Raw genomic sequence first — 24,566 nt, 5'->3', positions numbered from 1 at the left:
AGTGCGAACCCGCCCCGCCCTTTAAAGCAGCCCTCGCGATGCGAGGTTGCGATAGAGCGCACGCACGCCGAAAGTCCACGGAGTGATTTCCGTGCTGAGTTGCACAGTGTTGATCAGCGAGCCCAGTCGCGCTGCCGAGATGGTCACCCTGTCGCCCAGGTGATGCGTGAAGCCGCCGCCTTCGTTATCGCGATCGGCGGTGGGCGCGAACATGGTGCCGAGAAACAGCACGAAGCCGTCCGGATATTGATGATGGCGACCGCAGGTCTGGGCAACGAGGTCCGCCGGGTCGCGGCTGATCTCGCTCATATGGCTCACGCCTTCGAGCACGAATCCGTCATCCTCGCCTTCCACGCGCAATGACACGTGAGCTTTGCGAACGGAGTCGAGATCGAATGATTCGTCGAACAGACGAATGAATGGCCCAATGGCGCACGACGCGTTGTTGTCCTTGCATTTGCCGAGCAGCAACGCAGACCGGCCTTCGATGTCGCGCAGGTTGACGTCATTGCCGAGCGTTGCGCCAACAATCTCGCCACGGCCGTTCACGGCGAGGACGATCTCCGGCTCCGGGTTATTCCAGTTCGACACCGGTAGCAGTCCGATCTCCGCGCCGAACCCGACGGCGGACATCGGCTGAGACTTTGAAAACACTTCGGCATCGTGCCCGATCCCCACTTCCATGTACTGGGACCACGCACCGCGTCGCTCGAGTTCGGCCTTGAGCCGCATGGCCGCATCCGATCCCGGTTTGATTTTCGAAAGATCCGTCCCGATGGTTGCCGTAATGGCCTCCCGAACCTCTTTAGCCTTGCCTGGGTCACCGCCCGCCTGCTCCTCGATAACGCGTTCGATCAGGCTGACGGCAAACGTGACGCCGCATGCCTTGATGGCCTGCACGTCGTTCGGCGCCAGCAATCGCAAGGCCGCGCCTTCTCCATCGCGTAGCATGGCTTCCATCAGTTTCACGACAGAGCCAAGCGCTTCGCCCTTTACCGTGCGCGCAAACTGAACGAGGTCGTCACGGTCGAAGAGGTCAGCCGTGGTGGGCACGCTCGCCGTGACGTCCACCACCTCGCCATTTCGGACAATCACGACAGAAGGCCCTTCGTACTGGCCGGTTCTTCGCCACACGCGGCCCACCAGCAGAGCCTGCTGAAAGTCCTCCGGCAAATACGCGGTTGCGGGTTGCGGGGTCATTTCGGAATTACCTCCAGTTTATTTAGCGTATTCATTCGAATCGCTGACGACCTCTTCCGCCTCGCCCCATTTGACGCGTCTCGACGTCTTTCCAATGCCCGGGTTGAATGAGTTGGTAGGGTCCAGCGTCCTGTAGAACGAACGCAGCGATTCGTCAGCGGCATAAAGGTGGCCAACGTTGTGCTCGGCCGGATACTTTGCGCCCCGCTCATCGAGCAGCGCGAGAATATCGTCCTTGATCGTGTCGCAGTTTTCGCCTTTCTTCACCAGGTATTCCTGATGGAGTACGTGACAGAAGAAATGGCCGCAGTACATCTTGAATTCGATCTTGTCGTCTATATCCGCCGGCAGTCGCTCGAACCAGTCATGCGCATTTCGCGGCAACGCAATATCGAGCGCGACGATGTCCTCGACCGTCTTCGCATGGATCGACCGATAACGCACGATCGCGCCGCCGATCACGAATCGGTTCAGAAATGCGGAAGAGCCTTCCTCCGCAGTGCATTCGAGATAGTCGCCGTGTACCGAAGGGAACCGCGTGGCCAGATACCGGCGCGCTTCGTCTATCCCCGCATCCCCCATCTTCAGCAGCAGGTGATGCTCGTACCGGTTCCGATAGTCGTTCAGCCGCCTGGGAAGATGTTCGGGCCACACGGTCGCAAAGGCTTGCAGGAAGCGATCGCTGATTGCCGACCCGATGCCCAGCTTCTCGGTCAAGCCATCCACCAGACTTTTGATCTTGAATGCCGTGGGAACGCGATGCGTGCCGAAGGCGCGAATGAACAGGAAAAGGTCCTTGCCATAGCGCTTCGCCGCATCATAGGCGCCGCGATGCATGTACTCGCCCGCAACGGGCAGACTGTCGAATTCGCGCAAAATATGGCGCCGCACCTGCTCGAGTTCGTCCGGATCGTTGGTTCCGATATAGAAGACCTGTGTCTTTTCATCGACGGGAAATGTATCGAGCCGCACCGCAAAGACCGCGATGCGCCCGGCCGACCCCGAGGCTTCGAACAAGCGGCGAGGGTCGGCGTTGAATCGGGCAGGGCTTGACGCAGCAATGTCGCGCACGTGATTGCAGTACTGATGGTCCGACGCCTGCATGGATGGCGGGCTCGCCACGTCCGCCTCCGAAAACTGGCCTCCATCCAGGCGATCCAGAATTTGCTCGGGCGTGCTGCCCAACTGCACGCCAAGATGATTGACGAGTTCCAGCTCTCCAGCTGCGGTGATCTGCGCGTACAGCGACAGTTGAGTGAACGCCGGCCCGCGCCGAATCAGCGATCCGCCGGAGTTGTTACATATCCCGCCGATAACCGACGCACCAATACAACTGGAACCAATCACAGAATGCGGTTCCCGCCGGATCGGTTTCAGCCTCTTCTCCAACTGGTCCAGCGTCACGCCCGGCTGTGCGATGACCTGGCTGCCTTCCTTGACCAGATCGAGTCTGCGAAGGCGCAAGGTGCTGACGATGACGACCGGGCGATCATATCCATCGGCATGCGGCGTTGAACCGCCTGTGAGCCCGGTATTGGCCGCCTGGAAGATCATGACACAGCCCGCCCGATGACACGCTTTCAGCACCCGCCACATCTCGACCAGTGTGCCGGGCTGCACGACGACCAGCGCCTCGCCCAAGCCGTAGCGATAACCTCTGGTGAAGCGCCGCATTTCAAGCTCGCCGGTCAATACAAACCGTCTTCCGACAATCGTCTCGAACTCGTTTACGAGATTCTGCATGGTCCAGATTCGTGGTTGCTCGCCCTGCGATTGCACGCCGCCACCGGCAATCCCCCTATTACAGCGCCTTGCCGATCCGGTCCGCCATATCGACAATCCGGACTGCGATGCGTTTTTCAAGGCGCTCGTCCAACCGCCCAAGCGGCACACTCGTGCTCAGTGCGACGCGTTTGCCCAATGCGGTTACGCCGACGAACGCCGCGAAACACGCAAGACCCTCGGTCACTTCTTCGCGTTCGCGGGCAATGCCTGTGGCGCGTACTTCGGCCAGCGCTTCCAGCAGGTCGGAACGACGGGTGATCGTGCGGGCCGTGAGCGCATCCAGGCGCTGCGGCAGTATGTTGCGCAGTTCGTCGTCCGGCAGGCTCGCCAGCAGCGCCTTGCCGAGCGCACAGCAATGCGCCGGCAACCTGGCGCCCAGATCGGAGACCAATCGCACGGGGCGGGCTGCGTCCTCGCGTGCGATATACACCACCTCGATGCCGTCCAATACGGCAAGCTGCACGACCTCGTTATGCGCGGCAACGAATTTGGCCGCCTCGTGCCGGAACAGCTCCTGCAAGCGGTCATGCCTCACATAAGCACTGCCAAGCTCGAACAGCGCGACGCCGATGATGTATCCCCCGTCCCGCTTCTCGATCCACTGCCGCCGCTCCATCGAGTCGAGCAGCAAATAGAGCGTGCTACGCGAGAGCCCGGTAATCTCCGCAAGCTTCGATGTGCGTATCGGCAAGGGCGCGCCGGCAAGCGCCTTGAGGATGTCGTCGATGCGCTTGAGCGCCGGCACGTCGTACGGCGCGCTCGAGGGCCCATCCCCGATGGTGGTGGCAGTGGCTTTCGGCATGACGGGTGTAAGAGGGCTATCCAACACAATGGGAATCCTCGCAATTATGTCGGACACCGCTCACACCTTGTGCTCCCCATCCCGCGACCGGGGCCTCACGGCAGACCTCGACGCCAGGCAAACAACGACTGCGGAACGTCATGACCTTGCGACCTTGGCGCCTTCCTGTGGCTCGCCCCGTTCGGGTTCGGCCAGCGTTTCGAGCGCACGGTTGTGATGCAGCAGCAGCGCCGCCGCCGCGCCGACAAGACCCGCGCCTGCAAGGCAAAGCAGCCCGGCGCCGAAACCGCCCGTCGCGTCTTTGATCCAGCCCATCGCGTACGGGCCGAAGAAACCGGCGAGATTGCCGAGCGAGTTCACTGCCGCGATGCCACCTGCCGCGGCTGCACCGGACAGGAACGCCGCAGGCAGCGTCCAGATGATCGGCAGGCACCCGAAGATGCCGAAGCCCGCAATGGACAGCGCGATCATTTTCAGCACCGGATTATCCAGCCCCGCCGCCGCAGCGATGCCCGCTGCCGCGATCACCAGCGCAATCGCGACATGCCGCTTGCGTTCGAGGCTGCGGTCCGAATGGCGGCCCCAGTAAAGCATGGCCACAAGGCCCACGATATACGGCAGCGACGTCACGAAACCGGTCTGCAGATTCGTGAGGCCGAACGCCTTGATGATCTGCGGCAGGAAGAAGCTAAGGCCATAGTTGGTTGCGTTCGCGCCGAAATAGATCAGCGCGATGGCGAGAATGCGCGGATTAAAGAGCGCCTCCACCACGCTGAACGAACGCACGGCTTCGCGATGCCTGCGCTCCTGCGCCTGGCGTGCGACGAGCCACGCGCGTTCGTCGTCGGTAAGCCAATGAGCGTCGGCAGGCCTGTCGGTCAGATAAAGCAGCACGCCAATGGAGAGAATCAGCGCGGGCGCTGCTTCGATCAGATACAACCACTGCCATCCGGCAAGCCCGCTCTTGCCATCCAGCGAGAGCAGCGCACCGGAGATCGGGCCGCCAATGACGGTGGACAGCGGAATCGCGGCCATGAAGTAGCCGACCACGCGCGCCCTGTACTTCGCGGGAAACCACAGCGTCAGCAGAAAGATGATGCCCGGGAAGAAACCGGCCTCCGCCACGCCGAGCAGGATGCGCAGCGTGTAGAACACGTGCGCGTTCGACATGCCCGTCATGCGCGAGAGATGCGGAATGAACGCCATCGCGCCGGCCAGAATGCCCCACGTGAACATGATTCGCGCAATCCAGCGGCGCGCACCAAAGCGTTCGAGCAGCAGATTCGACGGAACCTCGAAGAAGAAATAGGCGATGAAGAAGATGCCCGCCCCAAAACCAAAAGCGCTCGACGACAGGTCGAGCGCCTTGTTCATCTGCAGTGCCGCAAAACCGACGTTGACGCGATCAAGGTAAGCGATGAAATAGCAAACGATCAGGAACGGGACGAGCCGTGCCGTTACGCGCGCCATGGTGCGTGCTTCGAGCTCCATCGATGTCTCCTTTTCAGGCCGGCGTCTCGCTGCCTCGCGGCTGCGGGCAACGGGCCGGACCCATTTTGATGTCGGTCTCGCGGTCAGGCGCGGGAGCCGCGCACGGCGGAAACCTGGACCGCCGTATCGTAAGAGCGCCCGCAAACGAGGTCCAACAGACTGACGGATTTTCCAGGCGGTTGTACAAGCCGTGCTCGTCTTAGAGCCGCCGCCTCGCGCCGGCCACGGCTCTTTAGCAGTATCCGTTCCTCCAGATGAAGCGCGTACCCGATGTATCAGCGCACGCTGTCGAACCACGCTACGACGTTGTTCGAACCGCCGAGCGTCGCGCCGTCGCCGTAAAGACCGGCGAGAAAGGTCGCCCGATGGCTGCCGCCCTGAACCGGAACGCCGGTCACGAACCGTCCTCCCGCTGCCAGGGCCGGGTAAACCATGCCTGGGTGAATCGCTTCGTCGGCCAGACCGTACTCGAAGCGGATGGGGCAATCGTAATTCCAGTACGTGGCGCGATTGGCCGCGAGATGCTGGAGGAACGCACTGTTTTGCGTTGCCGTGAAGCGCTCGAAAAAATCGGGGACGAGCAGGTTCGAACCCGTCGGCGTGGGCTTCGACTGATCGAAATCCAGCTTGTAGTCCGCCCAGAACTTCGTGGCGAACTCGTGAAACTCAGGCCGGACCGCGCTTTTCATCAAACCCTTCAAACCGTACTGCAGTTCGTAGCTCCCCAGCGTCACGATCATGCAAAGAGAAATCCAGTCCGGAAGCGCCGGATAGGTCGTCACGCCTTGGGGCAAAGCGAAGGTCTGCGCCCCCGCCCAGAAGCGCCATGCTTCATTCAGGTCATTGAAAGGACTCGCAACAGCCGTTGCCGCAATCGGGCGAGACTGTTTGCGCAATGCCTGATGTAGCCACTGCGTATTGACCGCGCCTTGCGACCAGCCATGGAGAAACAGCTTCGATGGCATGACACCGAGCTTGCGCATGGCCGCCTGACCGGCCGCGAGAATATCGAGACACGTGCGAACGGTAACGTCTTTCACCGCATAGGCTTCGCCATGTCCCTCGCGAAAAGGGCCCTTGCCGACATAATCGGCCGCGATGACGGCATAGCCCTGCCCCGCGAAACGGTGCACGTTGAAGAGCGTTTCCAGGGAGTCCGCAGCATCGGTCAGTTGGCGGTCGGCATCGGCGAGAAGCGTGAGATTGGACGGCACCTGGTCGAACGAAAGAATCGTGCCGTGCTGCCACGACACCAATGGAGTCTCGCCCTTTGCTCCAACGGGAAGCGCAAGAAGCCCGCTCACCTTGAGCTTCTCTCCGCTTTCGGGATTCGCCGTGAAGGTGATCACGCGGTGCAGATCGACATCGAAACGCGCGCCATGCGTTTTTGCATCAAATGCGGGGAGGATGGCCGGCTTGTTGAAAAGCGGATAAGCCGCCGCCACGAGTTTGTCGAGCCGCCCGGCGCTGACGCGGCATGAGCGGTCGATACCCGATGCGCCAGCATGACCACCGCCCGCCGCAACCGCAGGTGCGTCGGTTAGCGCGATTGCCGCTACTGCGGCCGCACCCCGTAACAGAGTACGTCGTGGCTCATTGACCTCCCGGTCTCTGGACGTAGCGGCCAGAACGCCTGCAATAAACGACATGTGGAAGACTCCGTGATAGCTGAAAGGCGCTTCAGAGCAGACCGCGGCGGTACTCACCCTTAGTCTGCAACCGGAAAATCCTGGTCGTTAATTGCGGCGGCGATATTGAGCTATCTCAAAACGTTGGGACGTCGGCGTTTATCGATTACCTCGTTGAAGCGCGAAATTCGTCTTTTAACGCGTAGTACAGGCGCCGATAACGCGCGAGCCGATCGTCCAGCATCGCCCGTGTCGACAGGGACGGTTCGTATCGCTCGACCACTGGCGGCGCGACGCATACTGCGTCAAGGGCCTCCCCTGTGCAGGCAAGACGCGCGAGTCGTCCCGCTCCCAGCGCTGCACCCACCTCGCTGCCTTCGTGAAGATCGAGAGGAAAGCCGAGTGCCGTTGCGCAGAGCCGTCCCCACACTGCGCTGCGCGAGCCGCCGCCGATGAACGATGCACGCTCCAGCACCGTGCCGGCACCTTGCAGTGCCGCGTAACCGTCGGTCATCGCAAACGCCACGCCCTCCATCACGCTATAGGCGAAATCCGCCGCGCCGTGCGACGCCGTCATGCCGAAGAACACGCCCTTCGCGTCGGCCGCGTTATGCGGCGTGCGCTCGCCATTGAGATACGGCAGGAAGATCGGTGCGGTCGCCGCATCCGCCGTGGGTGCCATTTCGACCAGTTCGGGCACGCTCGTTTTCAGCACGCGCGACAACCAGTGCAGGCTTGCCGCGGCGGAAAGAATCACGCTCATCTGATGCCATTGCCCCGGCACGCAATGACAGAACGCGTGCACGGCCTGCGCAGGGTTCGGCGCGTAACGGCCGGTAGCCGCAAACAGCACGCCCGAGGTGCCGAGCGAAAGAAACGCATCGCCCGTCTTTGCCACGCCAATGCCAATCGCACTCGCTGCGTTGTCGCCCGCTCCGCCGCACACCGTCACGCGCTCGCTGAGCCCCCATTCACGCCGCAAATCGTCGCGCAACGGCGCACCCGGCTCGCTGCCTTCAACGAGCCGCGGCATGTTCTCCCGTGTCAGGCCCGTGGCCTCCAGCATGCGTTCGGACCAGTCCCGTTTGCCGACGTCGAGCCACAGGGTGCCCGACGCATCGGACATCTCGGAGACGAACTCGCCCGTCAAGCGCCACGCAACGTAGTCCTTCGGCAGCAGGACTTTCTGCACGGAGGCGAATACGGCCGGCTCGTACTTCGAGAGCCACAGCAGCTTGGGTGCGGTGAAGCCGGGCATCGCCAGATTGCCCGTAATTGCACGCGAGTCGGGCACGAGTGTCTCCAGTTCGACGCACTCTGCATAGGCACGCGTGTCGTTCCAGAGAATCGCGGGGCGCAGCACGTTTCCACCGCGGTCGAGCAGTGTCGCACCGTGCATCTGCCCAGAAAGGCCGATACCGCGTAACCGGGCAAATGCGTGAGGCTGTGCCGCGCGAATCGCATCGATGGCATCGAGGGTGGCCTGCCACCAGTCCTGCGGGCTTTGCTCCGACCAGTGAGGATGAGGACGATCGACGCGCAGTGCAATGCCGGCGCTCGCCACGACGTTGGAGGAATCGTCTGTCAGAACTGCTTTGACTTCCGAAGTACCGAGATCAATGCCGATATAACTCAAAGTTCGATCCTGTTGAAAGGCGGGCAGGGTTAGCGGAGATTGCCCGCTACGCGTTGCGAGACGTTTTCAGGCTGCCGCTTTCTGTGCGTGCGCCGACGGTTCGTTGAGCCGGTGCAGTGCGCGAAACTTCGATGGCGGTATGCCCTTCTGCGCCAGAAATTGCCGATTGAAATTCGACACGTTGTTGAAGCCCACGCGGTAGCAGATGTCCGTCACGCCAAGGCTCGTGCACATGAGCAGCTCGCACGCCTCGTTCAGGCGCAGCCGGTTCTGGTACTGCACAAAGGTGCAGCCGGTATGTCGCTTGAAAAACCGCGTGAACGTGCTGATGCTCATGCCGGACAGTTCTGCGACGTCGATCTCGCGCAGATTGCCCGCGAGGTTCTGGCGTATGTAGGAGAGCACCTGATTGATCGTCGACGACATGTAACGCTGCGCGTTGACGTCGTACGCCGGCCCCGCCAGCGCTTTCCTATCCGCGCAATGTGTGAGTTCGTCGAGAATCGTCATGAGCAGTGCCACGCGGCGCGCGCCGTGCGCATCGCAAAGCGCTTCGATCAGCGGCGCGATGGAAAGACCGAGACGATCGGGAAACTGGATGCCACGCGAGGCGTCGTCGATGAGCGCAAGCACCGGGCCCAGTTCCGCGAACGCCGACACCATGCGTTGCACCGCGTCGCGCGAGAACTGCAGCACCAGGTCACGCGACGGCACAGTTATCTCGTTGCCGCCGTCGCTCACCCAGTTGTGCGGCAGGTTCGGACCCGTCAACACGAGATTGCCCGGCGCGAAGTCGCCGATATAGTCGCCGACGAAACACTTGCCCGACGATTCGCGAATGACGTGAATCTCGTACTCCGGATGGAAATGCCATTTCGCGACCCTGTGCGGATAGTCGTGCACCCACGCACGGAACGATTCGTCCTGCCGGGTATGAACGAGTTCGAGATCCGGATTCATGCGTCGTCTCCTTCACATGTCGCTACGCGGCGCTCCTCCTGGCGTTGCTACTGCACACCCAGCGTGGGCGCCGCGTGATGGGTGGCGTTAGGGGTGGCGTGGCCGTATTGTCGGCCTGCGGAATCGTACTGCAGATCGAGCGAGAGGTTTTCGCCGCTCTTCGCGTCGAACACGTGCAGGTCTTGTACCTCGAACTCGAGCATTACGTTTGCATCAGGCGCTGGCACGCTGGTGGATGGAATCAGCGCGGCTACCCGCTCGCCCGAGCAATCGACCGTGACAAGCGCTTCTGCGCCCAGCATCTCGACCAGTTCTACCGTGCCATGCAACGCCAGCGTTTCGTTCGCGCGTGGCGCCGTTCTGACGCGCACGTAGTTTGGCCGGATCGCGAGCTTCACCGCCTGCCCATCGGATAGGCTGTTGAAGCGTTGACCGTGCAATTCCCAGCGTTCGCTCTTCGCTCGCACCGCAACGACGTCCCCGCTGTGCTCCACCACGCCATCCAGAAAGTTCATGGCGGGCGTACCAATAAAGCCTGCCGCAAACGACGTGCGAGGGTACCGGTACAGTTCCGTCGGCGTACCTTGCTGTTCGATGCGGCCCCCGCGCATCAGGATCACGCGATCGGCAAGCGTCATTGCTTCGAGTTGGTCGTGCGTCACGTAGACGGTCGTCGTCTTCAGACGTTGATGCAGGCGCTTGATGTCGGTGCGCAACTGCGCCCGCAGTTGCGCGTCCAGATTCGAAAGCGGTTCGTCGAAGAGGAACACGGCAGGTGTCTTGATCATCGCCCGCGCAATGGCCGCGCGCTGCTGCTGGCCGCCGGACATCGCCCGCGGCTTGCGCTCGAGCAGTGCGTCGAGGTTGAGCATGGCGGCCACCTCGCGCACACGCCGGTCGATTTCGTCTTTCGGCGTCTTGAGCCGCCGCAGACCGAACGCGATGTTGTCGTACACGTTCATGTGCGGATAGAGCGCGTAGTTCTGAAACACCATTGCGACGTTGCGCTCGCGCGCGGGCACCTGGTTCACCACCGCGCCACCTATCAGCAGGTCGCCGCCGGTGATCTCTTCAAGCCCCGCGATCATCCTCAGCATGGTGGACTTCCCGCAACCCGACGGACCCAACAGTACGACGAACTCGCCCTCGTCGATATGCAGGTCGAGCGGATGCAGCACGGGCGCACCGCTGTCGTACTGCTTGGTCAGCCCCTTGCAGACGATATTGGCCATGGCTCAATCCATCTCGATCTGGATCTTGACGTCTTCGGGGCGTCCGGCCGCAGCTTCCTCGAACGCCTTCACGCCCTGCGAGAACGCGAACTTGCGCGAGATGAACGGCTTCACGTCAATCGCCCCCGAGCTGATCAGTGCAAGCGCCCGCGGGAAGATATTGGCATAACGAAATACTGACTCGAGCCGCACTTCCCTGGCCTGCATTGCGACGACGTCGAGCGCAACGGGCTTGGCCGGCATGCCTACGAGTACCGCACAACCACCGGGGCACACAAGATCGAGCAGCGCTTCGAACACGGCGGCGTTGCCCGACGCTTCGAACACGACGTCGGCGCCCCAGCCCTGCGTGACCTGCCGTACCACGTCGAGCAGCGACTGTTCGGCCGCGTGCACGGTGACCACTGCAGGATGATTTGCGAAATGCGCGAGTTTCTCCTTCACCACGTCGGCGAGAATCACGCGTGATGCGCCGCCTGCAAGCGCGGCGAGTGTGGTCATCGCGCCGATGGTGCCGGCGCCGATCACGACTGCCACGTCGCCGGGCTTCATGGCCGCCTTCTTGGCGGCCTGCAGGCCGATGGAAAGCGGCTCGACGATCGCGCCTTCTGCGAACGTCACGTTATCGGGCAGGCGATACGTGAAAGCCGCCGGGTGCACCACATACGGCGTGAGGCAACCGTGAATGGGTGGCGTGGCCCAGAAGCGCACAGCGGGGTCCAGATTGTAGAGGCCGCGCATCGTGGCCGGCGAATCGAACTGCGGAATACCGGGCTCCATACAGACGCGGTCGCCCACGTTCAGGTGACTCACCTCCGCGCCCACTTCCACCACGGTGCCCGAAGCCTCATGCCCGAGCACCATCGGCTGCTCCACCTTGAACGGCCCGATACGGCCGTGCGTGAAGTAGTGAACGTCGCTTCCGCAGACACCAACGGTGTGGATACGAATCTTGACGTCGCGCGGCCCGACCGCCAGCGGCAGGTCGATGTCGCGCAGGCTCAGGCGGCGTGCTTCTTCGAGTACAAGGGCCTTCATCAGAGCATTCTCCTTACTTTCCTTTCAGCATTGAGTTCAGCAGGCGGCTCAGCACGCCCACGAAAATGATGGGCGGGATGGCCAGCAACACCGTTGAGGCATTAATGACGCCCCAAGGCACCTCTTGCCCCAGCGACGTGAAAGCGGACGCCACGACAGGCAGCGTCGCGCTGCGCGAAGACGTGAGCGCAAGCGCAATCATCAGTTCGTTCCAGACCAGTACGAAACTAAACACGATGCCGCCCATTAGCGTGCTGCCGCAGGTAGGCAGCGCGATGCGCCAGAACACGGCGTAGGGACCGTAGCCGTCCAGCGTCGCGGCCTCCTCGATCTCGCGCGGCATACGCTGGAACACGGGAATCGAAAGCCATGTGATGGTCGAAAGCGTGGTCAGCAGATACGTCACGATCATAGAGAGCCGCGTGTCGTAGAGCCCCAGGTCGATCCAGATCGCGATGAGCGGAATCGCCACCGCGACAGGCGGCAAAAAGCGCAGCGACAGCAGAAAAAACTGGATGTCGCGCTTGCCCGGCACATGAAAGCGCGCAATCACGTAGGCCGCCGGCACGCCGAGCGCGGTCCCCAGCACGACGGCCGTCCCCACGATCAACGCGCTGTTTTGCAGCGCAATGAGCACTTCAGGGCTCGAGATGACCTGACGGTAGTTGCTGAGCGTCGGCGTGAAGATGAAACGCGGCGTGGGTGTGACGATGTCGAGCAAATGCTTGAGCGAGTTGAGCACTGCCCAGAAGAGCGGAAATGCCGCTACAAGCACGAGCGCGGCGCCAAACAGCAAGACCGTGCTGCGGGATATCAGTCTTCCCATTTGTTCACCCGCTTCCAGATCAGGGTAAAGATGAGGGTGGTCGCGATCATCATCAGGACTGCCATGCTCGACGCGTACGAGACTTTTCCGGAAAGGCCGATTCCTTGCGAATAGGCATACATGTCCAGCGTTTCGGTGGAAACGCCGGGGCCGCCTTTGGTCATCACGTAGATCAGGTCGAACGAACGCAACGACTCGACCATCTTGATGAAGACGAGGCTCATGATGGGCGCTCTGAGCATGGGTAGCGCAATCCACGCGTAGACCTGCCAGGTCTTCGCATAGTCGAGCCGCGCGGCTTCGAGCGGCTCAGGCGGCAGCGTCTCCAGCAGCTTCAGCACCACCACGGCAAAGAACAGGCCCCATTGCCAGATGTCTACCAGCGCAACAGCGTAGAGCGCCACGGCCGGGTCGGACAGGAACGCCGTATTGGGTACGCCGAACACACCGAGCAGCCAGCTCAAAATGCCGCTCAACGGCGAGTACATGAACTTCCAGATGAACGCAGCCGAAACGCGTGGCAGCAGAACCGGCACAATCAGCAGGACCCCGATCAGGTTGTGCATGCGCCCATGCACGTTCTCGAACAGGTAGACGGCGATCACGACACCCACCGCGACGGCGCCTAGCACCGTGACGATCTCCCAGATCGCGGAGACCTCGATGGAATTGATGAAGCGCCGATCCGCTGCGAGACGCAGGAAATTGCGGAACCAGACGTACTCGCTATCCGAGTACCGCAGCACACGGTTCTTGAGCGCGAGATTGATGGCCGCCACCGTGGGTACGAGACCCAGCACCGCCATCACGACGAGCGGCGGCACGAGAAACACGAACGGAAGACTGGTCTTGCCGCGATTGAACATTGCCTGCTCCAGCGTGCATCGGGACAGGGCACGTTGCCGTGCCCCGGGGGACAGGTCACTTGCGCCCGTGTTCCATCGCATCCTGGGCGTACTGCACGGCGTCGTTCAACGCGCCCTGGATGTCTTTCTGCGTACCAGTGAAGACCTCTTCGAGCGCGACGCCCAGGTTGTCGCCGATATCAGGCCACTGCGGCGTGCGCCAGAACGTGACCTGAGAGACAGGACCGGTATCTTTCAGGCCGGCCAGAATCTGCGGCTTCACATGCTTCTGAAAGTAGTCGCTCTGAATCGTGCTCGTGCGGTTGTAGTCGCTGAACACGTTCGCGCGCAGGCGCGCCTGCTCCTGTTCCTTGCTCGTTGCCCACGCGATAAATTTGCCCGCCGCCTGGCGCGTGCATTCGTCCTTCGCACCCACTGCGGAGATGGCGAGACCGTGCCCATAGGCCGCCGAGGGCAGCGGTGCGGGCGGTCGCGCGTAACCCACCTTGTCCACGACGCTCGACTTGGTCGGGTCTTCCATCCAGTCCGCAAATGGCGTGGATTCGATCATGAACGCCACCTTGCCGGAACGGAACGCTTCGAGTGCGTTGCTCCAGTCATACGTGGTCGAACCGGGCGGCGCGTAGCGGAACAGATCGGTATAGAGCTGTGTCGCCTTCACGACAGCCGGCGAGTTGAAGTCGGCCTGGCCCGACTTGTCTGTCCACGTACCGCCTTCACCCAACATGAACGGCGCCCAGCGCCAGACGTTCATGCCTGAACCGCGCTGGCCGCGTGCCACCCACCCGTATAGATTCGGCGGTGCGTTGAGCTTTTTGATGTCCGCAACGAGTTCGTCGAGCGTGCGCGGCACGGGCATGTGGGCCTTCTCGAGCAGGTCGCGGCGATAGAACAGGAAATCCGAACCACCGATCAGGGGTGCGAAATACACCACATTCTTGTAGCTTGCCACCGCGCGACGCGCCGGAAGAAAGTCGTCGTAGTCGGCTTCCTTCGGGTAGTACTTGAGCAGCGGAACGATCCAGCCCGCCTGCGCGAACTCCGAGACGTTGGCTTCGTCCACGTAATAGATCTGGTACGAACCCGCGCCTGTCGAAGCGTCGAGCCGCGATTTTGCGCGCCGGTCGCTTTCGCCGAAATAGCTGATCTCGATCTTCGTGCCGCTCTTCTTTTCATAGTCCGGCAGCGACTTCTCCATCACCGCCAGACCTAGCGTTTTCTGTCCCAAGACCTTCAGTACAGGCACATTGCACGATTGCGCGAACGATATGACCGGCACGGTCGCGCCGATGAGCGCACACAGTGCGCTATGGTGGAATCTGTTCACAGCTGTCTCCTGGAATCTTGATTGGAATTCTCGTTATCAGCCGGACCTCCATGCATCCCAGCGGATAGCGTGTGCACAGTACCACCCGCGTTATCGCGTCAGCCACGCCAAAGCGGCGCCGCCATCGATACTTTTTTCTCAATGTTTGTGTGCGGTGCGGAAATTTGTATTACCGGGAGGGACCGGCGCGGCGGCCGGTCCGTACGCCCGATGGGGCACGTGAGGTCACACCGAAAGGTAGTCGGCCAGCCGAACAAGCATTGCGTCGCAAGCGTGCAGTTGCTCGACGCTCACGAATTCATCGGGCTTATGCCCCTGATCCATACTGCCCGGCCCACATACGACCGTTGGAATTCCAGCTTGCTCGAACAAGCCGCCTTCGGTGCCGAACGCGACCGTGCCGAATTCTGTCGAGCCCGAAAGCAGTGCGACCAGGCGCGCTGCCTCGCTCTGCGGCGACGTCGCCAATCCTGGATAGGCTGAAAGCGATTGAAGGGTAATTTCGGTATCCGGCTTCACTGCGCGCATCTTCGGCAGTAGTTCGGATTCGGCGTACTGCTGCAATCGATGCGAAACCGTGTCGGCATCGAAGCCCGGCAGCGCGCGCACTTCGAAGTCGAACTCGCATTCGGCGGGCACGATGTTGAGCGCCCGTCCACCCCGGATAACACCCGTTTGCACGGTCGAGTACGGCGGATCGAATCGTTCGTCGTGATGCTCGGGTTGCGCGAGTGCCTGCCCGATTTCTTCGAGATGATTGATCAGGCGTGCCGCATACTGAATCGCGTTCACGCCGTACGGTGCGTAGGCGGAATGGCACGCCGCACCCTTCACACAACAACGCATGGCGAGCTTGCCTTTGTGTCCCAGCACGGGTTTCAACTCAGTAGGCTCGCCGATCAGACACAGCACCGGCTTATATTCACGCCGTGCAAGTTCGTCCAGCATCGGCCGAACGCCCAGGCATCCCACCTCTTCGTCGTACGAGAACGCGAGATGCACGGGCATCCGCAGATCCCGTTCAATGAACATAGGCACCGCCGCGAGCACCGATGCCAGAAAGCCCTTCATATCCGCGGTGCCGCGTCCATACAGGCGGCCCTCCTTTTCGACGAGACGGAAGGGATCGACGGCCCACGCCTGCCCCTCCACGGGCACCACGTCCGTATGACCCGACAGCGCGATGCCGCCGCGATCCGGCGGCCCGATCGTCGCGAAGAGATTCGCCTTGGTGCGCTCGTCGTTGTAGAAAAGTTCGCATTCGACGCCATGTTGTGCGAGGAAGTCGCTAACGAATCCGATCAGCGCGAGATTGGAGTCACGGCTAACTGTCGCATAGCTCACCAGCTTTTCGAGCAGCGCGCGACTCGACATCTCATTCATCGCCTGGCACTCCGTAGCTGGGTGCGGTGGTCGGATTCAGGGCGCGTGTGACGTAGTCTTGCATCTGTGGCTTGTATGCGGCCCACAGGCTGCCGAGCTGGCCAATGGGATCGTTGTCGACCCAATCGACCCGCAGATCCACGAGCGGCCAGCTCAAGTTGCTCACGATCTTCAACGCCGCCGAATGGACAGGGCCGGCTTCACCGCCTGCGGCCATAGCCGCCTGCATCGCTGCGAGCAGACGGTCAGCGAGCATGCCCTGCGCGTTGGAAAACGCAACCGGCATCGCCTCGATAACGTGAACGCCAGCAAGCATGTTGCCCGCCGCGACGCATTGTTCGCCTGCGAGCGCGTGATACGTTCCAAGTGCTTCCTTGCCGCTGAAGAATGCGGTTTGACCCTGTGCATCGATAACCGTCACCTGACGATACTCGCGCCATTCATCTGTATCGAGTGCCTGTTTCAAGGCCTGCGATGGGTCAATCTTCTTGCTGTCAAGAAGGTCGAGAACGCGCGGCCCAAGCGCGGGCAACGTAACGTTCTGCGTCGCGACCGCACCCACGCCCGCACGCAGCCACGGACAACGTGCGCCCACTGCAATGCTCGACGAACTGATCGCAATACCCAGTTGTCCCGTCTTCTCGCAACGTCCGACGATAGAAAAAGTCATGCGCCCTCCTTTATGCCTTCGGCGGCGTCCAACCATCCGGAATGACGGCGATGACGTCGATTTCCATCAGCCATTGCGGCTGGCCCAGTGCGACGACGGTGAGACCGGTCGAAATCGGGAACACGCCTTTCAACCATTTGCCGACCTCCCGATAGACCGGCTCGCGATAGCGCACGTCGGTCAGATACGTCGTCGTCTTGACGATGTGCGACAGGTCGCTGCCCGCCTCTTCCAGCAATTGCTTCACGTTCTTCATGGCCTGCTCAGCCTGCGCGCGCGCATCGCCCAGGCCCACGAGATTGCCGTCGAAATCGGTGCCCACCTGGCCGCGGACATAAACGGTATTGCCCGCACGCACTGCCTGGCAAAGATCGTTGTCGAGCGTTTGGTTCGGGTACGTATCCTTCGTGTTGAACATGCGGATGCGGGTATGCGTCGGTTGGCTCATCGATTCACCTTCGTTGTCTGCCTGGGGGCCTGCCTGATTCTCGTATCACGCGGTTGCTTGAACCTTCTCAAGCTGTTCGTTCTTCACCTGCGATTCCGGCCCGTCGTAATACGTCTGATACTTGCGTTGCATGACGATGTGGTCCGCAATATGCCTCGCGTCATGCCACACGCCCCAGATGAACGCTGAACCGCGTCGCGACAGCCACGGCAAGCCGAGAAAGTACACGCCCGGCTCTTTCGATACGCCACGCTGGTGCCTGGGCTTGCCCTTCTCATCGAAGGTATCGACTTGCAGCCATCCGAAGTCGGTTGCAAAGCCTGTCGCCCAGATGATCGACGTCACACCCGCTTGCGCAAGATCGAGTTTCAGCAGCGGATGGGTCATGCATTCGGGGTCCGGCGGGATGATGCGCGCGTCGGGTTCCTCGGGAAGATGAAGACCGTTGCGCACGACGTAGGCGTCCGCGGCATCGAGCAGCGACAAATAGTTTTCGTCGCCGCGTGCAATGTTTTCGGCGAGATCGGCGTTGAAATGCGCGACGTTGCCCTCGAATGATGTCGTCAGACCGACCAGCGTGATGCCCTGATGTGCCAGCCGGCGAAAATCCACGGTTTGCCCGCCACGCGCACCGCTCACGGCGATGGTCACGTGCTCGCGCCCCGGCTTCATGACCTCGGCATCCCATTCGCCAAGCACGCCAAGCCACCAGCAGAAGTCGCGTCCGCGATACGCGCGCGGCGGCCGGTCGTGCGCACCCACCGACAGAAACACGCGCTTGCCGGCGCGCTGCAATTCATCGGCGATCTGAACGCCCGACGATCCCGCGCCCACGACGAGAACACCGCCTTCGGGCAATTGCTGCGGGTTGCGATAGTCGGCGGAATGAATTTGCAGAATCGCTGCTTCTTGCGGCGCGATGGGCGGAATCACCGGCTTCTGAAACGGCCCCGTGGCGACCACGACGCGCCTCGCTTCAATCACGCCGTCCGACGTGTCGATGGTAAAACCCGGCCGCCCGTTGTTGCGCACGACCTTCTTCACTTCCACGCCGGTGCGAATCGGCGCATCGAATTTTTTGGCATAAGCAACGAAATAGTCCGCCACTTCTTCCTTGGGCGCAAAGCCATCGGGCGCTGTCTCGGCGAACTCCATATTGGGGAAGCGGTCGTGCCACGCCGGACCGTTGGCAACGAGCGAATCCCATCGCGCCGTACGCCAGCGCTCCGCAATGCGCGCGCGTTCCAGCACGAGATGCGGCACGCCGTGCCGGCTCAAATGTTCGCTCATGGCGACGCCGGCCTGGCCTGCGCCGACTACCAGCGTATCGATCGATGTTGTTTCCACTGTCATGGCTATGTCCTTCCGGGAGGCCGAATGTCGTCGTCGGAATCTACGCGCCGGGGAAGGATCGATAAAATATTTTCAAAAAATGCATGGCATCGGAATTTCCTATGCAATCTTTTTTGTCGACGCCACAATGCGCCGCATTCGAGCCTTGAACCGTGGAGCGCCGTCGATGGAAAACCTTCCGTTACGCTACTCGCTGCGCCAGTTGCGGTACTTCGTGGTGACCGCGGAAACCTTGTCCTTCACCGCCGCGGCCAAGGAACTGCATATTTCGCAGCCTTCCGTTTCGACCGCTTTGGCAGATCTCGAAGTGTCTTTCGGCGTGCAGCTCTTTATCCGGCACCACGCAAGCGGTCTGTCGCTTACGCAAGCGGGGCGTGATCTGCTGGGCCAGGCGCGCAACCTGCTCAAGATCGCCGAAGAACTGCAGATGGCCGCCAAGGAGATGGATGGCGGCATGACGGGCGCCATTGCGCTAGGTTGCCTCGTGTCGCTTGCGCCGCCTTTGATGCCGGGACTCATCAGCCGCTTTACGGAAGCTCATGCAGGCATTTCATTTCGCACCGTGGAGGAGCACCAGGATGCCCTGCTGCGTGGCCTGCACGACGGCTCGCTCGATATAGCGTTGACCTATAGTCTCGATCTGACCGAAGACATCGCCTTCACGCCGCTGCTTTCCCTGCCGCCCTACGCGATCCTGCCGCGCACCCATCGCCTCGCGCGTGCACGCAAGATTTCGCTGGCCGATCTCTTGCACGAGCCCTACGTAATGCTCGATCTGCCGCATAGTCGCGAATATTTCGCCGCGCTTTTCGATGCTGTGGGCAGCCGCCCCGTGCCCGCGTTCCGCTCGTCGCAACCGGAAGTGGTGCGCGGCATGGTAGCCAACGGGCTCGGCTACAGCCTGTTGAACTTCCCGCTCAAGTCCACTCGCACCGTGGACGGCGAGGAGTTCGTCATCAAGCGCTTCAAAGACAACGTCAACGCGACGACGCTCGGCATCGCGCAATCGCGCACCATGAAGCCACGGCAAGTGGTACATCGCTTTGCATCGTTCTGCGAAAACTACATTCGGCGGCTGCACCTCGACCCTTGAAGGCCGTTGCATAGCCAAAAGCTTTGCCTTGTATCCAAAAACAATATTTTGACTGGCATATTGGCTTGATAGATTCCGTCCATGTCGAGCGCGTTGCGTCAAGCGCTTGTTTCGAAAGGCATGCAAGGAACACGTCATGGACAACGCGGCACTGAACAAGCTGATCAATGCCCTGCGCGACGGATGCGATCGCCCGTTCAGCGATGCTCGCTCCATGCCGCCCGGAGTCTATACGTCGGCCGATTTTCTGGCGCTAGAAGAGCAGCACATCTTCGGGCGCGAATGGCAATGTCTGGGGCGCGCAAGCGCGCTCAAGGCGCCTGGTGATTACCTGACGGCGCGAATCGGCGCACAACCGGTCGTCGTCCTGCGCGACGAGCACATGCAGCTCAAAGCGATGTCCAATGTGTGCCTGCATCGCATGTCGGTACTGCTCGAAGGGCGCGGCAACGTGCGTCGCGTCATCTGTCCTTATCACGGGTGGAACTACGCGTTCGACGGCGCGTTGAAGGGCGCGCCCATGATGGACCGCCAGGAAGGCTTCTGCAAAGAGCACTACAGACTGCCCGCCGTGCGCTGCGAGGAATGGCAGGGCTGGATCTACGTGACGCTCGATGCCGCGGCGCCTTCGGTGCGCGAGCACCTCGCCGGGCTGACTACGCTGATCGAGCCGTACGGCATGAGCGATTACATCGAGACGTTCTATGAAGAACACGTGTGGGACACGAACTGGAAGATCCTCGCGGAAAACTTCATGGAAAGCTATCACCTGCCGATGCTGCATCGCGCCACGGTCGGTCCGCATTCGAAGCTCGAAGAGATGGAATGCCCGCCCGGTCAGGCAGCCTTCAACTATCACTGGATCACGAAAGAGGCATCGCTGCCCATTGGCAATGCACACCCCGACAACACGCGCCTGACGGGCCACTGGCGCAAGACCACGGCTTTACTCGCGATTTATCCGACGCATCTCGTCACGCTGACGCCTGGCTATTTCTGGTATCTCGCGCTCCAGCCACAAGGTGTCGGACAGGTTCACATCCGCTTCGGTGGCGGCCTCGCGCCAGAATTTATCTCGGATACCGAAGCAAATACGCACATGATCACGCTCAAGAAGCTGCTCGACGACGTCAATGCCGAAGACAGACGCGGTGTAGAAGCCGTGTTTCGCGGCGTGCACGCGCCGCTCGCGAAGCCGGGGCACCTCAGCCATCTCGAACGCCCTAACTATGACTTCGCACGCTATCTCGCGGGCAAGCTGCAATCGCATTAAGAAAGACAGGACGCCATCACGATGTCAAACCCTTCCTTCATTTCGTTCTCGGGCGTGAGCAAATCGTACGATGGCGCGAACTATGTCGTCGATGATCTGAACCTCGACGTGCGCGAGGGAGAATTCCTGTCGCTGCTGGGGCCATCGGGCTCGGGCAAGACGACCACGCTGATGATGCTTGCCGGCTTCGAATCGCCTACGCAAGGCGAGATCCGACTGGATGGCAAGCGGCTGGACGACAAGCCGCCGCATCAGCGCGACATCGGCATGGTGTTTCAGAACTACGCGCTGTTTCCGCATCTGACCATCGCCGAGAACGTGGCGTTTCCGCTTTCCGTTCGGCGCGTGAGCCGCGCGGAACAAAAAACACGTGTCAAGCGCGCGCTCGACATGATCGAGTTGCCGCATCTCGCCAATCGCCGGCCTGCGCAGCTTTCAGGTGGACAGCAACAGCGCGTCGCACTCGCCCGGGCGCTCGTGTTCGAACCGAGCGTGGTACTGATGGACGAGCCGCTCGGCGCGCTCGACAAGCGTCTGCGCGAAACGATGCAATACGAAATCATGCGCCTGCATCGCGAGTTGTCGCTGACGATCGTCTATGTCACACACGATCAGGCCGAAGCATTGACGATGTCCGATCGTGTCGCCGTTTTCTCCGATGGTCGCATTCAACAAGCGGCAACGCCCAGCGAACTCTACGAGAACGCGCAGAATGCGTTCGTCGCGAACTTCGTGGGCGAGAACAACGGTTTGGCGGGACGCGTCGTGAGTTGCGACGACAACTGGGCCACGCTTGCGCTCTCCGACGGCAGCATCATTCGCGGACGATGCGAGCGCGGCCTGCGCGTTGGCGACGAAGCCATGCTTGCGCTGCGCCCCGAACGCGCGCACATCCCGGCCGTGGAAGGCTCGCATGCGGATGAACATAACAACATCGTGCGCGCTCGCGTCGAAGAACTCGTGTATTGCGGCGATCATCACCGCGTGCATCTAACGCTTGGCGCGAGCGATTCCATCGTCGTGAAGGTACCTAATACGCAGCGCCATACTTTGCCGGCTTCCGGCGACACCATCGAAGTCGCATGGCGCCACGACGACTGCAAGATTCTCGCAACGAGCGCGCCCGCGCGTGCGCCCGCCATCCGTTCTCCCGCCACTCCCTCACCTTCCCTCATCACGACCGCACCCGCAGGAGCCAACTGACATGCGCACCCGACTCAAAGCACAATGCGCCGCACTTGCCGTACTCGCATTTTCCACCGTGACCACGCAGGCTGCAGAAACGCTGAACGTTGTCACATTCGGCGGCGCATTCGAAGCCGCAGCCAAAAAGGCGTGGATGGATCCGTTCACCCAATCCACCGGCACGCAGTTCTCGCTCGAATCGTATGACGGCGGCCTCGCGAAGCTGTCCGCAATGGAGCAGGCGAAGAACACGACGTGGGACCTGATCGATCTGGAAACCAACGACGCGATCACCGCCTGCGACGAGGGGCTGCTCAAGAAGTTCGACAAGAAATCGCTCGGCAAGACCAGCGACTTCATTCCGGGCTCCATCAGCGATTGCGCGGTTGCCAGCATGGTGTGGTCCACGGTCTATGCCTACGACACAAGCAAGCTGAAAACCGCACCGACCACCGTCAACGACTTCTTCGACGTGCAGAAATTCCCCGGCAAGCGCGGTTTGCGCAAGTCGCCGAAGGTGGCGATGGAATGGGCGCTGATTGCCGATGGCGTGGCGCCCAAGGATGTCTATAAGGTGCTCGGCACGCCCGCTGGCGTTGATCGCGCCTTCAAGAAGCTCGACACCATCAAGAAAGACATCGTGTGGTGGGAGTCGGGCGCGCAGGCGCCGCAGCTACTCGCCGACGGCGCGGTCGTCATGGTGCAAGCCTATAACGGTCGCATCGACGGCGCAGTGAAGAACGACCACAAGCCGTTCAAGACGGTCTGGGATGCGCAGGTCTACGACTTCGAATGGTGGGGCATTCCGAATGGCGCGAAGCACGCGGATACGGCGGCGAAATTCATCGTGTCGCAGGCTCAGCCCAAGGCGTCCGCAGATCTGGCGAAGTACATCGCGTATGCGCCGCCTCGCAAAGACGCGGTAGCGCTGGTCGACAAGCAGCGACTCGCCGACATGCCGACCGCGCCGGAAAACTTCAAGCGCGCGGTACAGATCAACGCAAACTTCTGGGCCGATAACGCCGACGCGATCAACAAGCGTTTCCAGGTCTGGCTGACTCAATAAGACCCAAGCAATAAGACTCAAGCAAGGCGAGATGACGAACATGCCCGCATCGATACACGCTTCGATCACCGATTCTCGAACGAGAGCCGATGGACGTGCGTCCTATAACAAGGCGCAACGGCGCGCATCGATGCGGGCGCTTCTCCTCGCATTGCCGCTGATCGTATTTCTCCTCTCGACATTCATCGCCCCGATTCTGCTGCTGCTTTCACGCAGCGTGCAGAACCACGAACTCGCCGACAGCATGCCTGCGCTCACGCGTGCATTGAATGCGTGGGACGGCCACGGCGTGCCCGACGAGCACATCTTCGCGCTGCTTGCAGCCGGTTTGAAAGAAGCGCAGGAAAACGAACAGCTCGGCACGGTCGCGCGGCGGCTGAACTTCGCGCTGCCCGAGTTTCGCAGCTTGTTGATGCGCACTGCCCGCAACGTTCACGACGATACGCCGCCTGCGTGGAAACCCGCGCTGATCGAGATCGACGAACGCTGGAATTCGCCTGAAATATGGCGCTTGCTGAAGCGGGCCGCCGAATCCCCGACGCCCGACTATCTGCTTGCCGCCGTCGATGCACAGGTCACGCCGCAGGGCTCGATCGCATCGATGCCCGCCAATGCGTCCGTCTATCGGGAAGCCTTCGGACGCACGATAGGGATCAGCGCAACCGTTACGCTGTTCTGCCTCGTGCTCGGCTATCCGGTGGCATGGCTGCTCGCAAATCTTCCCGCAAAAAGCAGCAACCGTTTGATGCTTCTCGTCATCGTCCCGTTCTGGACGTCACTGCTCGTGCGCACGACAGCATGGTACGTGTTGCTGCAACCCGGCGGTGTGGTCAACGGCGTGCTGTCCGGACTCGGCATTGCATCGCATCCCATCCCGCTCGTCTTCAATCGCACGGGCGTGTTGATCGGCATGACCCATGTGCTATTGCCTTACATGATTCTCGCCATTTATTCCGTGATGAAGAGCGTGCCGCCTGTTTATGTACGCGCCGCGAAGTCACTCGGTGCACATCCGTTCACGGCGTTCGTGAGAGTTTATATGCCGCAGACGCTACCTGGCGTCGGTGCGGGATGCTTCCTCGTCTTCGTGCTCGCGCTCGGCTACTACATCACGCCCGCACTGCTCGGTGGTGCCGGGGACGAGATGATCAGCCAGCTCATCGCCACTCAAACCAACACGCAGCTCAATTGGGGACTCGCGGGTGCGCTGTCGGCCTATCTCGTGATCTTTACGGCGATTTTCTATTTTCTTTTCAACCGTATTGTCGGCATCGACCGCTTGCGGTTCGGTTGATCGAGGTCGC

The 24,566-nt window shown here is 61.3% G+C and carries 21 protein-coding genes; 5 read left to right on the top strand and 16 right to left on the bottom strand.

Annotation, left to right across the window (positions count from 1 at the left end):
- Positions 1-21: 21 nt before the first annotated feature.
- The 16 genes from P2869_RS20410 to P2869_RS20335 form a co-directional block, all read right to left on the bottom strand.
- Positions 22-1,200 (bottom strand): fumarylacetoacetate hydrolase family protein, encoded by a 1,179-nt coding sequence (locus P2869_RS20410; RefSeq protein WP_277599362.1) that lies wholly within the window; start codon positions 1,198-1,200, stop codon positions 22-24.
- Positions 1,201-1,218: 18 nt separating this feature from the next.
- The gene (dld, locus tag P2869_RS20405; protein WP_277599361.1) at positions 1,219-2,943 is read right to left on the bottom strand and encodes a D-lactate dehydrogenase; all 1,725 of its coding nucleotides are present in this window, start codon (positions 2,941-2,943) and stop codon (positions 1,219-1,221) included.
- Between the two features lie 58 nt (positions 2,944-3,001).
- Positions 3,002-3,787: an IclR family transcriptional regulator gene (locus P2869_RS20400; protein WP_277599360.1), complete on the bottom strand. Its 786-nt coding sequence runs from the start codon at positions 3,785-3,787 to the stop codon at positions 3,002-3,004.
- Between the two features lie 138 nt (positions 3,788-3,925).
- Positions 3,926-5,278 (bottom strand): MFS transporter, encoded by a 1,353-nt coding sequence (locus tag P2869_RS20395; RefSeq protein WP_277599359.1) that lies wholly within the window; start codon positions 5,276-5,278, stop codon positions 3,926-3,928.
- A gap of 275 nt (positions 5,279-5,553) precedes the next feature.
- Positions 5,554-6,927, bottom strand: a complete 1,374-nt coding sequence (locus P2869_RS20390) for a lipase family protein (protein WP_277599358.1) — start codon at positions 6,925-6,927, stop codon at positions 5,554-5,556.
- Between the two features lie 145 nt (positions 6,928-7,072).
- Entirely contained in the window at positions 7,073-8,542 is a 1,470-nt protein-coding gene (gene xylB, locus P2869_RS20385; RefSeq protein WP_277599357.1) for a xylulokinase, read from the bottom strand.
- Between the two features lie 66 nt (positions 8,543-8,608).
- A complete protein-coding gene (locus P2869_RS20380; protein WP_277599356.1) occupies positions 8,609-9,502 on the bottom strand; it encodes an AraC family transcriptional regulator in 894 nt (297 codons plus the stop codon).
- Positions 9,503-9,549: 47 nt separating this feature from the next.
- Positions 9,550-10,734 (bottom strand): sn-glycerol-3-phosphate ABC transporter ATP-binding protein UgpC, encoded by a 1,185-nt coding sequence (gene ugpC / locus P2869_RS20375; RefSeq protein ID WP_277599355.1) that lies wholly within the window; start codon positions 10,732-10,734, stop codon positions 9,550-9,552.
- Between the two features lie 3 nt (positions 10,735-10,737).
- Positions 10,738-11,772, bottom strand: coding sequence for an NAD(P)-dependent alcohol dehydrogenase (locus tag P2869_RS20370; RefSeq protein WP_277599354.1), 1,035 nt, complete (start codon positions 11,770-11,772; stop codon positions 10,738-10,740).
- 13 nt (positions 11,773-11,785) lie between these two features.
- Positions 11,786-12,598 (bottom strand): carbohydrate ABC transporter permease, encoded by an 813-nt coding sequence (locus P2869_RS20365; RefSeq protein WP_277599353.1) that lies wholly within the window; start codon positions 12,596-12,598, stop codon positions 11,786-11,788.
- Entirely contained in the window at positions 12,586-13,464 is an 879-nt protein-coding gene (locus tag P2869_RS20360) for a sugar ABC transporter permease (RefSeq protein ID WP_277599352.1), read from the bottom strand. Before P2869_RS20360 ends, P2869_RS20365 begins: the two co-directional genes overlap by 13 nt.
- A gap of 55 nt (positions 13,465-13,519) precedes the next feature.
- Positions 13,520-14,791, bottom strand: a complete 1,272-nt coding sequence (locus P2869_RS20355) for a sugar ABC transporter substrate-binding protein (RefSeq protein ID WP_277599351.1) — start codon at positions 14,789-14,791, stop codon at positions 13,520-13,522.
- 225 nt (positions 14,792-15,016) lie between these two features.
- Positions 15,017-16,174: an acetylornithine deacetylase gene (gene argE, locus P2869_RS20350; RefSeq protein WP_277599350.1), complete on the bottom strand. Its 1,158-nt coding sequence runs from the start codon at positions 16,172-16,174 to the stop codon at positions 15,017-15,019.
- On the bottom strand, positions 16,167-16,844 hold the full coding sequence (locus P2869_RS20345) for a DUF1028 domain-containing protein (protein ID WP_277599349.1): 678 nt from the start codon (positions 16,842-16,844) through the stop codon (positions 16,167-16,169). Before P2869_RS20345 ends, argE begins: the two co-directional genes overlap by 8 nt.
- Before the next feature lie 10 nt (positions 16,845-16,854).
- On the bottom strand, positions 16,855-17,292 hold the full coding sequence (locus tag P2869_RS20340; protein WP_017777249.1) for a RidA family protein: 438 nt from the start codon (positions 17,290-17,292) through the stop codon (positions 16,855-16,857).
- Between the two features lie 45 nt (positions 17,293-17,337).
- On the bottom strand, positions 17,338-18,645 hold the full coding sequence (locus P2869_RS20335; RefSeq protein ID WP_277599348.1) for an NAD(P)/FAD-dependent oxidoreductase: 1,308 nt from the start codon (positions 18,643-18,645) through the stop codon (positions 17,338-17,340).
- Between the two features lie 166 nt (positions 18,646-18,811).
- Between P2869_RS20335 and P2869_RS20330 the strand changes: the two genes are divergently transcribed.
- The 5 genes from P2869_RS20330 (at position 18,812) to P2869_RS20310 (ending at position 24,556) form a co-directional block, all read left to right on the top strand.
- The gene (locus P2869_RS20330) at positions 18,812-19,738 is read left to right on the top strand and encodes a LysR family transcriptional regulator (protein WP_026121940.1); all 927 of its coding nucleotides are present in this window, start codon (positions 18,812-18,814) and stop codon (positions 19,736-19,738) included.
- Positions 19,739-19,874: 136 nt separating this feature from the next.
- Complete coding sequence (locus P2869_RS20325; RefSeq protein ID WP_277599347.1) at positions 19,875-21,011, top strand: Rieske 2Fe-2S domain-containing protein; 1,137 nt, start codon at positions 19,875-19,877, stop codon at positions 21,009-21,011.
- A gap of 21 nt (positions 21,012-21,032) precedes the next feature.
- A complete protein-coding gene (locus P2869_RS20320) occupies positions 21,033-22,214 on the top strand; it encodes an ABC transporter ATP-binding protein (RefSeq protein ID WP_277599346.1) in 1,182 nt (393 codons plus the stop codon).
- A 1-nt stretch (position 22,215) separates the two neighbouring features.
- A complete protein-coding gene (locus P2869_RS20315; RefSeq protein ID WP_017777244.1) occupies positions 22,216-23,262 on the top strand; it encodes an ABC transporter substrate-binding protein in 1,047 nt (348 codons plus the stop codon).
- Between the two features lie 40 nt (positions 23,263-23,302).
- Positions 23,303-24,556 carry an ABC transporter permease gene (locus tag P2869_RS20310; RefSeq protein WP_277599904.1) on the top strand — a complete coding sequence of 418 codons (1,254 nt, stop codon included), beginning with the start codon at positions 23,303-23,305 and terminating at the stop codon, positions 24,554-24,556.
- Positions 24,557-24,566: the final 10 nt, after the last annotated feature.

The organism is Paraburkholderia sp. SUR17, assembly GCF_029536165.1.
Taxonomy (GTDB): domain Bacteria; phylum Pseudomonadota; class Gammaproteobacteria; order Burkholderiales; family Burkholderiaceae; genus Paraburkholderia; species Paraburkholderia kururiensis.
This window is presented reverse-complemented; position numbering and strand designations above follow the sequence as displayed.

Bases quoted from the DNA above. Each gene is read 5' to 3' on its own strand.
- P2869_RS20410 (WP_277599362.1), bottom strand. From the start codon at position 1,200: ATGACCCCGCAACCCGCAACCGCGTATTTGCCGGAGGACTTTCAGCAG.
- dld (WP_277599361.1), bottom strand. From the start codon at position 2,943: ATGCAGAATCTCGTAAACGAGTTCGAGACGATTGTCGGAAGACGGTTT.
- P2869_RS20400 (WP_277599360.1), bottom strand. From the start codon at position 3,787: ATGCCGAAAGCCACTGCCACCACCATCGGGGATGGGCCCTCGAGCGCG.
- P2869_RS20395 (WP_277599359.1), bottom strand. From the start codon at position 5,278: ATGGAGCTCGAAGCACGCACCATGGCGCGCGTAACGGCACGGCTCGTC.
- P2869_RS20390 (WP_277599358.1), bottom strand. From the start codon at position 6,927: ATGTCGTTTATTGCAGGCGTTCTGGCCGCTACGTCCAGAGACCGGGAG.
- P2869_RS20380 (WP_277599356.1), bottom strand. From the start codon at position 9,502: ATGAATCCGGATCTCGAACTCGTTCATACCCGGCAGGACGAATCGTTC.
- ugpC (WP_277599355.1), bottom strand. From the start codon at position 10,734: ATGGCCAATATCGTCTGCAAGGGGCTGACCAAGCAGTACGACAGCGGT.
- P2869_RS20370 (WP_277599354.1), bottom strand. From the start codon at position 11,772: ATGAAGGCCCTTGTACTCGAAGAAGCACGCCGCCTGAGCCTGCGCGAC.
- P2869_RS20365 (WP_277599353.1), bottom strand. From the start codon at position 12,598: ATGGGAAGACTGATATCCCGCAGCACGGTCTTGCTGTTTGGCGCCGCG.
- P2869_RS20360 (WP_277599352.1), bottom strand. From the start codon at position 13,464: ATGTTCAATCGCGGCAAGACCAGTCTTCCGTTCGTGTTTCTCGTGCCG.
- argE (WP_277599350.1), bottom strand. From the start codon at position 16,174: ATGAATGAGATGTCGAGTCGCGCGCTGCTCGAAAAGCTGGTGAGCTAT.
- P2869_RS20345 (WP_277599349.1), bottom strand. From the start codon at position 16,844: ATGACTTTTTCTATCGTCGGACGTTGCGAGAAGACGGGACAACTGGGT.
- P2869_RS20340 (WP_017777249.1), bottom strand. From the start codon at position 17,292: ATGAGCCAACCGACGCATACCCGCATCCGCATGTTCAACACGAAGGAT.
- P2869_RS20335 (WP_277599348.1), bottom strand. From the start codon at position 18,645: ATGACAGTGGAAACAACATCGATCGATACGCTGGTAGTCGGCGCAGGC.
- P2869_RS20330 (WP_026121940.1), top strand. From the start codon at position 18,812: ATGGAAAACCTTCCGTTACGCTACTCGCTGCGCCAGTTGCGGTACTTC.
- P2869_RS20325 (WP_277599347.1), top strand. From the start codon at position 19,875: ATGGACAACGCGGCACTGAACAAGCTGATCAATGCCCTGCGCGACGGA.
- P2869_RS20320 (WP_277599346.1), top strand. From the start codon at position 21,033: ATGTCAAACCCTTCCTTCATTTCGTTCTCGGGCGTGAGCAAATCGTAC.
- P2869_RS20315 (WP_017777244.1), top strand. From the start codon at position 22,216: ATGCGCACCCGACTCAAAGCACAATGCGCCGCACTTGCCGTACTCGCA.
- P2869_RS20310 (WP_277599904.1), top strand. From the start codon at position 23,303: ATGCCCGCATCGATACACGCTTCGATCACCGATTCTCGAACGAGAGCC.